Source organism: Chryseobacterium sp. MMO-72 (assembly GCF_037146035.1).
GTDB classification, from domain to species: domain Bacteria; phylum Bacteroidota; class Bacteroidia; order Flavobacteriales; family Weeksellaceae; genus Chryseobacterium; species Chryseobacterium indicum.
In genome coordinates this window covers 39,855-56,863 of sequence record NZ_JBBCWG010000002.1, presented here as the reverse complement: position 1 = coordinate 56,863, position 17,009 = coordinate 39,855, and the positions used below count along the sequence as shown (strand labels likewise).

General features: G+C 34.9%; 6 protein-coding genes and 1 CRISPR repeat array. Of the genes, 2 read left to right on the top strand and 4 right to left on the bottom strand.

The window, feature by feature from the left end; genetic code table 11:
• Nucleotides 1-589 precede the first annotated feature (589 nt).
• Nucleotides 590-856 carry a helix-turn-helix domain-containing protein gene (locus WFH39_RS02790; protein ID WP_235130405.1) on the bottom strand — a complete coding sequence of 89 codons (267 nt, stop codon included), beginning with the start codon at nt 854-856 and terminating at the stop codon, nt 590-592.
• Nucleotides 857-1,614: 758 nt separating this feature from the next.
• On the opposite strand from WFH39_RS02790, the gene WFH39_RS02785 reads away from it, so the two are divergent.
• Together WFH39_RS02785 and WFH39_RS02780 are read left to right on the top strand one after the other, a co-directional pair.
• Entirely contained in the window at nt 1,615-2,133 is a 519-nt protein-coding gene (locus WFH39_RS02785) for a hypothetical protein (protein WP_336688722.1), read from the top strand.
• Between the two features lie 546 nt (nt 2,134-2,679).
• Nucleotides 2,680-4,899: an NADP-dependent isocitrate dehydrogenase gene (locus tag WFH39_RS02780; protein ID WP_336688721.1), complete on the top strand. Its 2,220-nt coding sequence runs from the start codon at nt 2,680-2,682 to the stop codon at nt 4,897-4,899.
• 1,138 nt (nt 4,900-6,037) lie between these two features.
• Nucleotides 6,038-10,703: direct repeats of the CRISPR family, unit length 47 nt; unit sequence GTTGTGAATTGCTTTCAAAAATTATTATCTTCGTGATGAAGGACAAC.
• A gap of 277 nt (nt 10,704-10,980) precedes the next feature.
• On the opposite strand, the gene cas2 is transcribed toward WFH39_RS02780, so the two are convergent.
• From cas2 to cas9, 3 genes are all read right to left on the bottom strand, one after another.
• Nucleotides 10,981-11,319 (bottom strand): CRISPR-associated endonuclease Cas2, encoded by a 339-nt coding sequence (gene cas2 / locus WFH39_RS02775; protein WP_007842732.1) that lies wholly within the window; start codon nt 11,317-11,319, stop codon nt 10,981-10,983.
• A 125-nt stretch (nt 11,320-11,444) separates the two neighbouring features.
• Nucleotides 11,445-12,338, bottom strand: a complete 894-nt coding sequence (gene cas1, locus WFH39_RS02770; RefSeq protein ID WP_336688720.1) for a type II CRISPR-associated endonuclease Cas1 — start codon at nt 12,336-12,338, stop codon at nt 11,445-11,447.
• 1 nt (nt 12,339) lies between these two features.
• Entirely contained in the window at nt 12,340-16,557 is a 4,218-nt protein-coding gene (gene cas9 / locus WFH39_RS02765; RefSeq protein ID WP_336688719.1) for a type II CRISPR RNA-guided endonuclease Cas9, read from the bottom strand.
• Nucleotides 16,558-17,009 lie beyond the last annotated feature (452 nt).

The window sequence follows — 17,009 nt, the reverse complement described above, 5'->3', positions numbered from 1 at the left end:
TAGAAAGTAATTTAAGCAGTTACATTGTATATCTGCGTAATCTTCATAATCTGCGTGAAGCAATTGCGGATGAAAATGGAAACAACAGATTATTGTGATAAGAAAAGGAGATCCTTCGGCTGCTTCGCGCTCAGGATGACAGCGCAGAAAGTCATTGATTTTAAAGTATGATATTGAATCGAAAGCATTTAACAATTATTTATTGTTATAAAAAAAGATCCTTCGGCTGCTTAGTATACTTGGAAAGCAGCTTAAGAAGTTACATTGTATCTGCGTAATCTCCACAATCTGCGTGAAGCAATTGCGCACGACAATCAAAACAACAGATTATTGTGATAAGAAGAGATCCTTCGGCTGCTTAACACACTTAGAAAGTAATTTAAGCAGTTACATTGTATATCTGCGTAATCTCCACAATCTGCGTGAAGCAGTTGCGCACAAAAATCAAAACAACAGATTATTGTGATAAGAAAAGAGATCCTTCGGCTGCTTCGCGCTCAGGATGACAGAGGAATGACCAGCCCAATACCCGCCTCATTCAGCAGAATTCGGGACTTCATCCCGTCCACGAAAAGCATAAAAAATACCCTCATTTTTTGAGGGCAGTATTAAAAAACCATTTGGGATAATATATCTTCTTTCCGATCTTTACATGCGGAATATTCTGTGATTTCCGGATTCTGAATAAGGTACTGTCGCTGATCTTCAGCAGCCTTTTGACATCGGCACTGTCATAATACTGCAAGTCGCCGATCTGCTTTTTTTCAAGCGTTTCCAGAATTCCGGAAAAGATATCCAGAATGGTATGCATGGTCTCCTCATCATACAACGGAGGATTGCTAAATTTCTTTTTCATATTGTGCTCTTTAAGAAATGATGGTATTAATTTTTATTTCAAACGTGGAGGAAATATAAAATATTGCGGCATTCCGCCTCATAAAGGCAGAAGCGGGGAAAACTCTACAATGCAGAAATTCATTCCTTTAATAAAAACTCTGAAAATTATTTGTTAAAATTTTAGTTACCCGGAATCAGAAGGATAAAATTTCCTGTAAAAATGAATGCCGTTCACCGGAAAAAATTTTGATGTTTTTTATGATTCCGTGATCTCCCGGATTTATAATCCGTGAGCAACAATAAAGGAAGCCGTCTCACAATTGAGATAGCTTCTTTGCGTTTTATAATGCAGCTGTATTTTATTAAAAAAGTCTTTAAACTTTTAACAGTAAGCATTATTTTTTATGTTAATAAATTTTGCGGAAAGAATCAATATATTTACCGGTAAAAAGATCATTTACGAAACGTAAGGGTAAGCTAAAAAAATACGGGAGGATTTGCTGAAATTACCGATCAGAATGGTTACTATCCTTTCGGAATGCTTATTCAGATCTTACTGTTTCTTATTATCAGATGAAAAGATCATGAAATGTCCATCAATACGCAATAAAGCTTTAAATATTGAGCCTTAAATTAATGATCTGTTGCTCTTCCGAGCTTCTTCCTATAACAAAATAGGAAACAAAAAATCAGCCTGTAAAGACTTCCAAGGCGTAAAAAAGTTTTGGGGATAGTAAATCTTTCCGATGAAAAAATTAATAAGATATACAAAGAACAATGAAACTACTAACAATTATTTTTCTAACATTGTGTTCATTTGCTTTTTCGCAAGAACATGGAGTTGATTCAAAAAATATTATTTATGGTGAAGTATTAGCTAATAGTGATCAGCTAATTAGTGCCAATTATGAACGTAATTATAGTTTGTCAAGAGATAATAGGTTTAGGATAGCGAGAAGAGCTGGAATTGGGCTTGGTTTTGCTGATCAGGCAAAAAATGATATGACCCCAAGATATAGTATACCTGTTCAGGTAATAGTATTATATGGAAATCATAATAATGTGGAATTTATTTTAGGGGTTACACCTACTTTTGGGAAGAACTTCACAAACACATTAAAAGATCCTGCTGTAACTTATAGAAAGTACGAAAATATGTACTATGTGGGGGTAGGTTATCGGTTGATTGCTACGGGTGGTTTTGTGGTGAGAGTGAACCCTATGATAGAATTTCCAAGTGTAAATAACAGAAAAGCAGGATTCGTCTTAGGAGTATCTTTAGGATATGCTTTATAAGGCCCCGGCTCCCTTTCCTTCACAGAAGTTTCAATAAAAAAACATCTGTGAAGGAAAAAACTTCATAGAAGGATCTGAGAAGGTAAGTTGTTCTCCATCACTTCTTTATTGTAAGAAGAAATCTCACCTTTCCCAATTAAATACCTCGTTGAGATGCAATCAATCCTTTAGTGGAACATCGAGAAGATTAAACCCTTATCATGAGGATAATCCCTAAGCTTCATTATTCAATAATTTGGCAGCGCCCCTACTCTTTCGGATAAGCATTTCAAACCAATTACCTGACAAAAGCAGGCTTCCTATCCATAAAACTGGGAAAATAATTGAATTTAATTAAGCAGGGATCTTAACATCTCCACAACCATGATGGAGTCTCAAAAACAGCACAGGACCCATCTGCAAAAAGATTTAAAATCATTGTCTTAGATTTCTAAACAATTTACTTAAGGGCACTTTAAACAATTTCTGGGCAAAATATCTTTATAAAACAATCATAATCACTAAATTTGTGAGTCTTAAAAAAATCAAATAATAAATTACAGTATAATGTCAGACAAATCAAAAATCTATTACACCCTTACGGATGAGGCTCCCATGTTGGCTACACACTCGTTTTTACCGATTGTAAAAGCTTTCACAAAATCTGCAAACATCGAGATCGCCGTTCCGGATATTTCTTTGGCTGGAAGAATTTTAGCAAACTTCCCGGAATTTTTGAAAGACGATCAGAAGATCGGCGACGCTTTGGCTGAATTGGGTCAGCTGGCAACTCAACCTGACGCAAATATCATTAAATTACCCAACATCTCCGCTTCTGTGCCACAGCTGGATGAAGCAATTGCTGAACTGCAGTCCAAAGGTTTCGCGGTACCGAATTATCCGGCTGAACCTAAAAATGACGACGAAAAAGCAATTAAGGCTAAATATGCCAAAGTTTTAGGAAGTGCCGTAAATCCTGTATTAAGAGAAGGAAATTCTGACAGACGTGCTCCAAAAGCCGTTAAAAATTATGCAAAAGCAAACCCTCACAGAATGGGCGACTGGGCTTCTGACAGCAAAACAGATGTTGCCCATATGAACTCAGGTGATTTCTACGGTACTGAGACCTCAGTAACGGTAGAGAATGCTACAAAATATAAAATCGTTTTCAAAGGAAATGACGGTTCCGAAACGCAACTGAAAGACTTCGCTAATCTTCAGGCAGGAGAAGTAATTGATTCTTCCGTAATGAATCTGAATGCTTTGAAGACTTTCGTACAGGAAGCGATTGAAGAGGCAAAAAACAGAAACGTTCTTCTTTCTGCACACCTTAAAGCAACCATGATGAAGATCTCCGATCCGATTATTTTCGGAGCCATTGTAGAAACGTTCTTCAAAGAAGTTTTCACAAAATATGCACAGACATTCAAGTCTTTAGATGTTAATCCAAACAACGGTCTGGCTGATCTTTTCGAAAAAATCAAAGGAAATGCTCAGGAAGCAGATATTAAAGCAGATATTGAAGCGGTTTTGGCAAACGGGCCAAGAGTAGCGATGGTAAATTCTGATAAAGGAATTACGAATTTCCACGTTCCTTCAGACATCATCGTTGATGCTTCTATGGCTGCATTGGTAAGAGGAGGCGGAAAAATGTGGAACAAAGACGGAAAAGAAGAAGATACGGTTTGTATCATTCCGGATCGTTCTTACGCAGGTTTCTATCAGTCTGTTATTGATGATATGAAAGCACACGGAAAATTAGATCCTACTACAATGGGTTCTGTTCCGAACGTTGGTTTAATGGCTCAGAAAGCTGAAGAGTACGGATCTCACGATAAGACATTCCAGGCTTCTGCAGAAGGAACCATCCAAGTTCAGGACGAAAACGGAAACGTACTTCTTTCTCAGAAAGTTGAAAAGGGAGATATTTTCAGAATGTGCCAGACGAAAGATGCTCCGATTCAGGATTGGGTAAAATTAGCAGTTAACAGATCCAGATTATCTGATACTCCGGCTATCTTCTGGTTAGACAAAGGAAGAGCACACGACAGAGAAATCATCAAAAAAGTTGAAAAATACTTAGCAGATCACGACACCACCGGTCTCGACATTAAGATTCTTGATGTAAAAGATGCCATGACGGAAACGCTGAAGAGAGCAAGAGAAGGGAAAGATACCATTTCTGTATCCGGAAACGTATTGAGAGACTACTTAACCGATCTTTTCCCAATTCTTGAACTTGGAACTTCTGCGAAAATGCTTTCTATCGTTCCGTTAATGAACGGCGGAGGATTGTTCGAAACCGGAGCAGGAGGTTCTGCCCCAAAACACGTTGAACAGTTCATCGAAGAAGGCTATTTAAGATGGGATTCTTTAGGTGAATTCCTTGCTTTACAGGCATCTTTAGAACATTTGGCACAAACTCAGGGGAATACAAAATCTCAGGTTTTAGCAGATGCACTGGATGAGGCTAATGCTAAATTCTTAGCTACCGATAAATCGCCTGCAAGAAAAGTGGGACAAATCGACAACAGAGGTTCTCACTTTTATCTGGCAATGTACTGGGCTGAAGCTCTGGCAAACCAGACTGCTGATGCAGAATTAGCAGCACAATTTGCTCCGATCGCAGAGGCAATGAAGGAAAACGAAGAAGTAATTAACGCAGAATTAATTGGTGCTCAGGGAAAACCTCAGAACATTGACGGTTACTATAAAACAGACACGTATAAAACGTATGCTGCTATGAGACCGAGTACGGTTTTAAATGAAATCATCGACGGAATTTAATTTCGTTTTTACTAAAATATTTTTTAGCCATAGCCGATTGTACTTCGGTTATGGCTATTTTTTATAGTCTGTAAATAAGCCTGATTTGCTTAATCAAATGCTTTTCGTCGAATCCCCATACGCTTTTCCTGCAACAGATTTCAAAAACTATTATCTTTGGGACAGCAAATTTGAATGTGAATTGCTTTGACTCAGCCATAGCTTAATCAAACGCTTTTCGTCTAATACGCCTAAGCTTTTTCTGCAGCAGATTTCAAAAACTATTATCTTTTGAGACAGCAAAAGTTGAATGTGAATTGCTTTGACTCAGCCCTAGCTTAATCAAACGCTTTCGTCGAATCCGCCTACGCCTTTCCTGCAGCAGATTTCAAAAATTATTATCTTCGTGATGAAGGACAACTAAATTCTTTTTTACTGCTGAGGACGATCAGTTGTGAATTGCTTTGACTCAGCCATAGCTTAATCAAACGCTTTTCGTCGAATCCCCCTACGCTTTTCCCGCAGCGGATTTCAAAATTTATTATCTTTGGGACAACGTGGGTTTATATGAATTGCTTTGATTCAGCCTAGCTTAATCAAACGCTTTTCGTCGAATCTGCCCACGCTTTTCCTGCAGTGGATTTCAAAAATTATTATCTTTGAGACAGCAAAAGTTGAATGTGAATTGCTTTGACTCAGCCTAGCTTAATCAAATGCTTTTCGTCGAATCCCCTAAGCTTTTCCTGCGGCGGATTCAAAAATTATTATCTTTGGGACAACGTGCGTTTATATAAATTGCTTTGACTCAGCCCTAGCTTAATCAAATGCTTTTCGTCGAATCCCCCTACGCTTTTCCTGCAGCGGATTTCAAAAATTATTATCTTTTGAGACGGCAAAAGTTGAAAGTAAATTGCTTTGACTCAGCCATAGCTTAATCAAATGCTTTTCGTCGAATCCCCCTACGCTTTTCCCGCAACGGATTTCAAAAATTATTATCTTTGAGACAACAAAAGTTGAATGTGAATTGCTTTGACTCAGCCATAGCTTAATCAAATGCTTTTCGTCGAATCCGCCCACGCTCTTCCTGCAGCAGATTTCAAAAATTATTATCTTCGTGATGAAGGACAACACAATGGAATATTTAGAATTTCAGAATCTCGTTGTGAATTGCTTTCAAAAATTATTATCTTCGTGATGAAGGACAACAGCCCCATTTCTTTAATGATTTTCTTTTCAGTTGTGAATTGCTTTCAAAAATTATTATCTTCGTGATGAAGGACAACTCTTACATATGAAAGTCATGCGACTTACGAGTTGTGAATTGCTTTCAAAAATTATTATCTTCGTGATGAAGGACAACAGCCATTCCAACGATCATCTATCTTAGTCGGTTGTGAATTGCTTTCAAAAATTATTATCTTCGTGATGAAGGACAACCTCGAATGCATCCGTTAAAGTTAAATCACAGTTGTGAATTGCTTTCAAAAATTATTATCTTCGTGATGAAGGACAACTACGAGTCGTACTTGCCTTGAGCTCATTTGGTTGTGAATTGCTTTCAAAAATTATTATCTTCGTGATGAAGGACAACACTTCAAACATCAGCTACACTTACAGGTACGTTGTGAATTGCTTTCAAAAATTATTATCTTCGTGATGAAGGACAACATTCTTAATTGTTGGAAATGCTACCTGTTGGTTGTGAATTGCTTTCAAAAATTATTATCTTCGTGATGAAGGACAACGCATAACTTCTTTTTGGCACTACGTGAGCAGTTGTGAATTGCTTTCAAAAATTATTATCTTCGTGATGAAGGACAACTTAGATTAGTTAGGGGAATACAGGGTCTTGGTTGTGAATTGCTTTCAAAAATTATTATCTTCGTGATGAAGGACAACTAATCATGATTCCAGTTTGCTTTTCGTAGAGTTGTGAATTGCTTTCAAAAATTATTATCTTCGTGATGAAGGACAACAAATGAATTTTTAGCGTGGTTTAATTGTGAGTTGTGAATTGCTTTCAAAAATTATTATCTTCGTGATGAAGGACAACCTATGATTTTTACAGATACGTAAAAGAACAGTTGTGAATTGCTTTCAAAAATTATTATCTTCGTGATGAAGGACAACGACTGATTTCATTTCCATCATGGGTTATAAGTTGTGAATTGCTTTCAAAAATTATTATCTTCGTGATGAAGGACAACCTGATAAGTATAGTTACTTGCGGCTTCTACGTTGTGAATTGCTTTCAAAAATTATTATCTTCGTGATGAAGGACAACTACAGCATCTTCATCTATTTCCTTCCATGCGTTGTGAATTGCTTTCAAAAATTATTATCTTCGTGATGAAGGACAACACAACAATAAAAAACATGGAGTAAATGGTAGTTGTGAATTGCTTTCAAAAATTATTATCTTCGTGATGAAGGACAACGGTGTAATTAATTGCCCTTTTTTAGTCCAAGTTGTGAATTGCTTTCAAAAATTATTATCTTCGTGATGAAGGACAACGCATTACCTATTCTATTGCTCATGTTTATGGTTGTGAATTGCTTTCAAAAATTATTATCTTCGTGATGAAGGACAACAAAACAACCTGACTATATAAATGAGTGTACGTTGTGAATTGCTTTCAAAAATTATTATCTTCGTGATGAAGGACAACTGGTTCGCAGATTGACCACTTATTAATTGGGTTGTGAATTGCTTTCAAAAATTATTATCTTCGTGATGAAGGACAACTTTGCAATAACAGGAAGTTTGTTCGGCTGGTTGTGAATTGCTTTCAAAAATTATTATCTTCGTGATGAAGGACAACATGCGATTCTTTTGCCTATGCCTGATAAAAGTTGTGAATTGCTTTCAAAAATTATTATCTTCGTGATGAAGGACAACTAATTGAAATCAAGTGCCCTTATAATGGTGGTTGTGAATTGCTTTCAAAAATTATTATCTTCGTGATGAAGGACAACGTAGTCCTAGTATTGCCAGTATTAACAGGAGTTGTGAATTGCTTTCAAAAATTATTATCTTCGTGATGAAGGACAACCGACGGGTTTACCTGCAAGGTCTCCAAGACCGTTGTGAATTGCTTTCAAAAATTATTATCTTCGTGATGAAGGACAACTAATACACGTACTTTGCCTCATTGTGTAATGTTGTGAATTGCTTTCAAAAATTATTATCTTCGTGATGAAGGACAACGATCTACCAAGAGACTCAAATGGAGCTGAGGTTGTGAATTGCTTTCAAAAATTATTATCTTCGTGATGAAGGACAACGGAACCTGAAATATATCAGTACGGACATTGGTTGTGAATTGCTTTCAAAAATTATTATCTTCGTGATGAAGGACAACTTACGCGAGCAAAAATCATTACCGAAGGACGTTGTGAATTGCTTTCAAAAATTATTATCTTCGTGATGAAGGACAACATTGCCTTGAGAATCAAAGCGAGTGGTAGGTTGTGAATTGCTTTCAAAAATTATTATCTTCGTGATGAAGGACAACAATTGCCTTGAGAATCAAAGCGAGTGGTAGGTTGTGAATTGCTTTCAAAAATTATTATCTTCGTGATGAAGGACAACCGATGGCGCCGACGCTTCTACTCGATTTGGGTTGTGAATTGCTTTCAAAAATTATTATCTTCGTGATGAAGGACAACTTTTTCCCCCGAAAACCTAACGCGGTATTGGTTGTGAATTGCTTTCAAAAATTATTATCTTCGTGATGAAGGACAACGATTCAAAAAAAGCGATCGAAAACGGAGAAGTTGTGAATTGCTTTCAAAAATTATTATCTTCGTGATGAAGGACAACATATCAAAGAAAAACCGTATCAAGATCTGAGTTGTGAATTGCTTTCAAAAATTATTATCTTCGTGATGAAGGACAACATCCATTTACTTTGAACCTGTAAATTCTGAGTTGTGAATTGCTTTCAAAAATTATTATCTTCGTGATGAAGGACAACCCAGGTGTGGTATCGTCAATCGTTGGTAAAGTTGTGAATTGCTTTCAAAAATTATTATCTTCGTGATGAAGGACAACAAACTTTATCTTTCATCATATTACATATTGGTTGTGAATTGCTTTCAAAAATTATTATCTTCGTGATGAAGGACAACGCAGAGGTAAATTCTGAAATCACTGAGTTAGTTGTGAATTGCTTTCAAAAATTATTATCTTCGTGATGAAGGACAACTCGTTGATATTAATGGTGTAGACATTCCCCGTTGTGAATTGCTTTCAAAAATTATTATCTTCGTGATGAAGGACAACGACAGATGAAGTAATCACTGATAAATATGGGTTGTGAATTGCTTTCAAAAATTATTATCTTCGTGATGAAGGACAACATACCCGAAGGCTATATGAAGTTATTTTATGTTGTGAATTGCTTTCAAAAATTATTATCTTCGTGATGAAGGACAACTTTATCAAATTCCCATTGAAAGGAAGCGTGGTTGTGAATTGCTTTCAAAAATTATTATCTTCGTGATGAAGGACAACCGAAAAATCAACAGGTTTTAAATTGGGTTGGTTGTGAATTGCTTTCAAAAATTATTATCTTCGTGATGAAGGACAACCACAGTAACGCGTAACAGACCACGTCGCCGGTTGTGAATTGCTTTCAAAAATTATTATCTTCGTGATGAAGGACAACGCAGTTTTATAATCTGAATACCTAGGCACGGTTGTGAATTGCTTTCAAAAATTATTATCTTCGTGATGAAGGACAACCGAAAAATCAACAGGTTTTAAATTGGCTTGGTTGTGAATTGCTTTCAAAAATTATTATCTTCGTGATGAAGGACAACAACTCAATTTTAATATATTTTGAAAGATCGGTTGTGAATTGCTTTCAAAAATTATTATCTTCGTGATGAAGGACAACTTATGGCAAAAAAAACAATTATACTGGAGAGTTGTGAATTGCTTTCAAAAATTATTATCTTCGTGATGAAGGACAACAAACAAAACCAATTTATCTACTTGCGTTGTGTTGTGAATTGCTTTCAAAAATTATTATCTTCGTGATGAAGGACAACCCTATTATTGGATATGTTTCGTTTTTCCAGGTTGTGAATTGCTTTCAAAAATTATTATCTTCGTGATGAAGGACAACCCTTTGATAATATTAACGGACGACGTAATTGTTGTGAATTGCTTTCAAAAATTATTATCTTCGTGATGAAGGACAACTTAGTTTGCTCTTCAGTATATTGCTTCTGTGTTGTGAATTGCTTTCAAAAATTATTATCTTCGTGATGAAGGACAACATTTAATATTTAGTCTATGTTTAAATTTGTGTTGTGAATTGCTTTCAAAAATTATTATCTTCGTGATGAAGGACAACTGCACCGTGATATTTAATTGATGGATTTGGGTTGTGAATTGCTTTCAAAAATTATTATCTTCGTGATGAAGGACAACATGCGCCCAACCTTAATCAAGGAGGGTTGGGTTGTGAATTGCTTTCAAAAATTATTATCTTCGTGATGAAGGACAACCAGGATTTGGAAACTGAGTGGCAATAGTGTGTTGTGAATTGCTTTCAAAAATTATTATCTTCGTGATGAAGGACAACGTAGGTTTTCTAGATGATCACGAAACTGTGGTTGTGAATTGCTTTCAAAAATTATTATCTTCGTGATGAAGGACAACCTGATAGGTATAGTTACTCGCTGCTTCCAAGTTGTGAATTGCTTTCAAAAATTATTATCTTCGTGATGAAGGACAACTCGAAGGTATTAGTCAACGTTAGATCACATGTTGTGAATTGCTTTCAAAAATTATTATCTTCGTGATGAAGGACAACCTCAAAAAATAATCCATTGGTTTTCAATGGATTATTTTATATTTTAAAAATAACAAAATCTCTAAAAGGTAATTATAATCTATCTCTAATTATCTTTTTTGATTTTCTATTTGGGAATTGCTTTGACTCAGCGAAATCGAATCCAACGCTTTTCGTCGAATCCGCCTACGCTTATCCGGCTGCGGATTTCAAAATCATTATCTTCGTAATGAAGGACAACCTCAAAAAATAATCTACTGGTTTTCAGTAGATTATTTTTATTTTCAGGATTCAAAATTCAGAACAATTCGAGCTGTTGGAAGGTCGGTGGCGGTTCTTCTTTATTTCTGGCAAAAAAGATTTCGATGTCTCCAAACTGTTTATCGGTAATGCACATAATGGCTACTTTTCCGGCTTTGGGAAGCATAAATTTGACTCTCTTGATGTGTACTTCTGCATTTTCGCGGCTCGGACAGTGTCGCACATACATCGAAAACTGAAATAAGGTAAACCCGTCATCAATCAAAGCCTTCCGAAAACGGTTTGCATCTTTCATATTCGCTTTCGTTTCGGTCGGGAGGTCATATAATACTAAAACCCACATAATTCGGTATGCATTAAACCTTTCGGCATTCATTTTTGGTGACTATTGTATGTTTGTCGTAACGTTCGCAGCCCGACCTGAGTGGAGCTCTTTTTGCTGATTTTTGTCCTTCGACTCCTCTCAGGATAAGCTACAGGCGGATAAAGCTGCCATAAAAATTATATCAATTCCGGATAGGAAATCAGTCGCTTTTCTCCTGTATAGCATTTGTAAAGCGATGACGTGGTAATTTTTACAGCAACCAGCAACGGTCTTGTTTTGTCATCAATACGCACATCTTTGGTCGCAATCTGGAGAATATGCGCTTTAAATTCTTTCGTCAGTTCTTCGCTATCCGGATGAATCTTCAGCCACTGCATCACAAGCAGATCAACAAACGGACGGTAAGGTTCCATTAAATCATCGGCAAGGCAATACGGATTGTATTTATTTTTATGAAAAATACCGAGAACAGGCAACAGTCCGGTTTCTACAATGGCTCTTGCGACAATGCTTCTGAGCACGGCATATCCAAAATTAAAAAACTGATTGGGTGAATCTCCGAAACGCTGCCTTAAAAAATCCAGACTGATAAGATATTTCCAGTAATGCTGTGCTGCAATTCCTTCCATATTCGTTATATCGCCGGACTTTACATTTCTCTGATATTCAATCATCGGTTCGTAGTAATTCCCCTGTTTCATCAGGACATTTTTCTGGTTTTCGATCTTACATTCCACAGTCTGTTTCCAAAGCTGTTTTTTCAGCGGTTCACTGGCTTCCAACTGATCTTTTACCCGATCGGAATGTTCGGTATGTCCATACAGCGGAAGCATAATTCCGTGCGGTAAATGATGAGCATCACAACTCACCACCACAACATTATTTCCCATCATTTTCTGAATCAGATGGTGCGAAATGGTAATCTGATAATGATCCAGCATCAATAACCCCAAATCTTCCACAGGAACACTCCCCTTTTCCGTTTTGGTTTCCGGACAGAGGATTTTCAACTGCTCGTCTTTGAGTTTAAGATAAGCAGGATTGCCGATGTAGATGGAGCGGGTGATCATATTAGAAATTCCATTTTATTGTACCATCAATATACATCTCAAAATCTTTTCCTTCTATTGCAAAATTCCATTGTCCTTGACTTAATCTTAAGAAAACTTGTTTTTCTTCAAAACTAAACGATGAATACTCCTGGTTATCTTTTTTTAATTCAGTATCAATTCCAGCTACTAGATGATGACGAAATTTCATTCTATTTGAATCTCCTTCAAATTGATAAACCTTATACATCCGTTCTGAGAGTTCTTCAGTATTTAAGTAAGTTAACTCATTAATTGAATCTTTGTAAAATAAAACCTTGTCTCCTTTTTTTAAAATTGAATATAATGGCAGCTGTAATTTATTCTTACCTCTGCCCGTTTCTATAAAAGAAAACTCTGGTTCTGTGAAAAGCTTTTGAACTTTTTTTAGTTTAAGTTCCGCCAAATCGACAATTGAAAGAATTCTCATCGCTTTTCCTGCATCACTTTTGTAAAACAGACAATACGTGTTCTCACCGTTAGTTGCTAATGTAGATTTTTTGTAATCTTTATCTGAGACAAAACTGTGATTATGAACTTTAATTGCTGTAGTATATTTTAATCCATTTTCGAAACAACGTATTGTTCTTATTTTATTAACTTTATTACCTTTTTTATCAAGCATATAAACACCTTCAGTCAAAGCTGTCTTAAAATCTGTTTCTTCAACTTGTTTTTTAATTATTTTAAACAAATCTTTATCAACAATTGCTTTTTCAACTTCTTCAAGGCTTTTAAATCCTGGAGAATTTACATCCTTTTTATAAACCAAGGGTTTTCTGACAGCCAGATAAATTTCATCTTTAAGAATCATTTTTTTATTTTCATCAAATAAAATCTTGTTGTCTTCATCTCTTAAAGGCTGTTTGATGGCTCCGTAAAAAGTCTCTCCGTGCAACTGTCCCCGAATCGTATCACCTTTGGCAACTCGTTTTTTTCTATTGCCCGCCTGATCTATGTCGTAAACGATTTTACCTCTTTTTCTTATTATTTTAGATGTTTGAGTAATCGTTCGGCTATCTGTAAGGTTATTAATCAAAACTTTATCTTTTAATTCCAAAATATAATTTTCAGAAAAGTTATCCCAATCCATAGGAAGTTCGTGATAAGTTTTGCCCGTTCTGTTATCAATTTCGTTTTGATAAGCTTTGATAATTCTTTCTCTATGAAAAGCATTTGGAATTAAGGTAAGAATTGCAGCATCCTGAGCGTGATGACTATGTACGCTTCTGTCTTTTTTAGAATCTTTTGACTGTACTTTATAAACTTTCTTAAAGATATCTGTAACTCCTCCTTTTTCCACAGAAACTCTTTTGAATAAAGTCTTAAAATATGGTAAAGCGTACTTGGTGATAATCTGAGTATCTCTCAACTGATTATTTCTCCAGCCTGCTTTATATTCTGTAATGGTAAAAGTGGCTAATTTGGCTTTTAAATAATCCAAATCCATTTTAATGGTGTGATACTTCACAATACAAAAATCTTTGTACTCTTTTGTACTTGCATAAGAAGCCTTCTTTTTCCATTCATCAAATAGTTTTTCAAACTCCTCAATCTTCTTCCAAGTAACTATTTTCTCTGTTTTGCCTTTTAACTCTTTATATTCTACTTTTCTTTCTCCAAAAAGAAATTCTATGTTTCTGATTATTGGATTATAGAATTCACCATTAATAACCTGTTCAATATCATAATTGACTAATTGTGTCGGAAATTTCTTTCCTTTTTGTAAACGGTTATATCCCGAGTCGGCAATGGTGAGATTTTTCAATTCGTTATCAAAACTGATACTTGCAGGAATTGTATGCTCAAAATCATACTTGTTACCAATGATTAAGTCTGAAAAGGAAATTGGCTTGCCTGTATAAAGGCAAATTTTGTTTTGTTCGTGCCACAATCTGATTTTACGGACTAATGTATATTCATCGATAAGCTTCACATTAGGAAACTGTTCCCGATAAATTGCCAGTTCTTTCCTGTAAACATCATTTTCTTTTTCTCTTTCCTTTTGCCAAATCTCGATTGCTTTTCTTTTATTCTTATCATTTAGCTCTCTTGCAATTTCAATTACCACTTTTGTTTCTTCATCTATCTTCCCTGTCTGCAAGAGATAATTCACCAATTTTTTCAGTTTGTGTAAAGACTTCAATGCCATAGGATTTTTAAATCCTTTACTTAATGGCTCAGGATTGCCTAGTAATTTAATTTCCCGACCTTCAAACTCTGCATCGGGATTTCTTGTTAAGAAGCCACTTCTGTTATTTTCTTTAACGTAATATTTTTTCTTTCCTATCGAATATTCTAAATAGTTTTCCGCTTCCGCATAATTTTCCTGCTCAGAAGGATGCCAAAGATATTTCTTCATATCTTTTGAAACGTGATAAGTATCTTTTAAAAAATTAAATATCTTTTCATCAATTCTTTCAGGCTGTACAAATAGATTTTTATTATCAAAAAAAGATTTCTTTAAAAACTCAAGGTATTTTTGTGAAACGTATGTAACAATATTTGTTTTGCTTTCTTCTTCAAGTTTATCCCAGCTTTCCTGTCCGTAATTATCAACAATGCTTTTTAAGACCAGTTTTTTTTCAGTATTATCCAAATCTCTTTCATCAGTAATGTAATAGCGGTTTTCATCATTAAGCATTTCCGATATCAAACTATTGACAATCGCTGCATTTTTTCTATTAGCTGAATCCAAATTTAAAATCTTAGAAATCTCTTCGGAAAAATGATTAATCAGTGTCTCAGAAATTTCATTTTCACCAAGCATTTTATACAGATTAGCCATATACACAGCGTGACTGTACAAGAAACCTTTTTGTAAATAGGGAAGAATTTTCTTAATCGCAGAAAGACTTAAAGTCGCAAAACCTTGTTGCAATTTGATTTTAGAAAATTTAGTCGCTTTTTCCTCATCTAAATTTAGCTTTTCTAAAGCAAATTTCTTAAGATTTTCCTGTCCGTCAAAAGTCATTAGAACGTGCCAAACGTCTTCAAAAGTATATTCGGTGTGAGATTTTTTGACAGGCTGTGAGATTCTTTCTCCATTAATATCCCATTTTAGTATATCTTTCCAATTTACTCCAAAAACATCCTGAAATTGTTTAAGTAATTTTACGGAAAGTACTTTTGTTTTTTCGTGATGTTTTGATGTTCTTTTGGCACCGTCTTTCTTTAGTTGTTTATCAATTTCGCTGAGTTCAAAATCAGGTTTTGATTTATAAAATATCGGATAAATCTTAGCTTGGATATATTCCTGTTTATTTTCATCTAAAGGTGGAATGATATTTAAGTTATTAATAAAAACCCAAGTTCTATATTCTTCATACAGAGGATGACTTACAGCCACTCTCTTTTTTCCTTTTTCGTAAATACAGTTTCCAATCAAGCCTTTTTGTGTTCTTAAAGGACGTTGCCAGATGATGGCTTTCCATAGTTTAGAATAGTCATCCTTAGAAATATCGTGTAAATCACAAATCCATTTTAATTCTGCTTCACTGTCTTTTCTTAAGTTATATCTTTGTCTTATTCTTCCTCCGAAGTCTTTTTGATAATGATATAGTGCAGCGCCTAAAGTTTTATGCTTATCTAAATATTCCTCAATATCATTTCTTCCTTTTGTTCCGTTTTTATCACTTCCGGTTAACATCGTCTTAGCTTCTTCCTCATCTCTTCCTTTAAAACCTCTTCTTTGAACAAGCTGATAAAAAACTCTTCCTAAAATTTGAGGATCATTTGTAAATACATCTTTATATTGCAGATTACCTGCGAAGGCTCTGAAAATGTAATAACTCTCGTTTTTATCTTTTCCAAACAAATGAAAGTCTGGTAAACCGTCACCATCAAAATCAAATCTTATCCAATTCAGAAATTCTTCGGATTGGGGATACTCTCTTTTCTTTCCTTTCCTGTAAGTTTTCCAATTATTAAAATCTTCGATAGACAAAGGACACATATTTCTTTCTATAAGAAATTGCAAAATTCCAAACTTTCTGTATTTTTCAGCTTGGTAATTTCTTCTCTTACCTCTACTCTCTGTTCTTTTCTGAACTTTAGGGAATTCATTACCTTTTTCTGAAGCAACACCCTTCTCAAAAGTAATCACTCCAAAATCTTCTATCTGATTGCCTTCTAAGTCTAAATTTCTAATTGCCCAACCTGTGCTATTACTGCCAAGATCAATTCCTAAAACTTTTCTCATAAAAAAAATATTACACTGATTATCAATTACATAATACAAATATATATAAATAAATTAGGTTAATTACATATTAAAATATAAATTAATTATATATCTTTGCTTCAGAAAGCGAAAGTTTATTTCCGGAGATAAATTGAATACGCCCTCCAAAAGCATATTCTGACTTTAAATGTTTAGCTTTCTTTTTCATTATTTATTAGTTATATTAATTAATATGTAAGTTGTGAATTGTTTTAAACCCTTTATTATAAGGGATTTTTAAATGTACATTGTTTTTTCTTTAGAAAAATACGGTTTTCCTTATTTATAATAAAAAAAATGTTTTTACATTTGTATCAAGCAATTCACAATAAGGCTAAAAGCCGAAGAAAATCTTTAATCCTGCGTACTCCGTGGGATTTTTTCTTAATTACTAAAATAATCTCAAACATAAAAAAAGCCGCCTCAAAAAA

Excerpts from the sequence above, each read along its gene's own strand:
- cas1 (WP_336688720.1), bottom strand. The coding sequence starts at position 12,338 with ATGATCACCCGCTCCATCTACATCGGCAATCCTGCTTATCTTAAACTC.
- WFH39_RS02785 (WP_336688722.1), top strand. The coding sequence starts at position 1,615 with ATGAAACTACTAACAATTATTTTTCTAACATTGTGTTCATTTGCTTTT.
- cas2 (WP_007842732.1), bottom strand. The coding sequence starts at position 11,319 with ATGAATGCCGAAAGGTTTAATGCATACCGAATTATGTGGGTTTTAGTA.
- WFH39_RS02780 (WP_336688721.1), top strand. The coding sequence starts at position 2,680 with ATGTCAGACAAATCAAAAATCTATTACACCCTTACGGATGAGGCTCCC.
- cas9 (WP_336688719.1), bottom strand. The coding sequence starts at position 16,557 with ATGAGAAAAGTTTTAGGAATTGATCTTGGCAGTAATAGCACAGGTTGG.
- WFH39_RS02790 (WP_235130405.1), bottom strand. The coding sequence starts at position 856 with ATGAAAAAGAAATTTAGCAATCCTCCGTTGTATGATGAGGAGACCATG.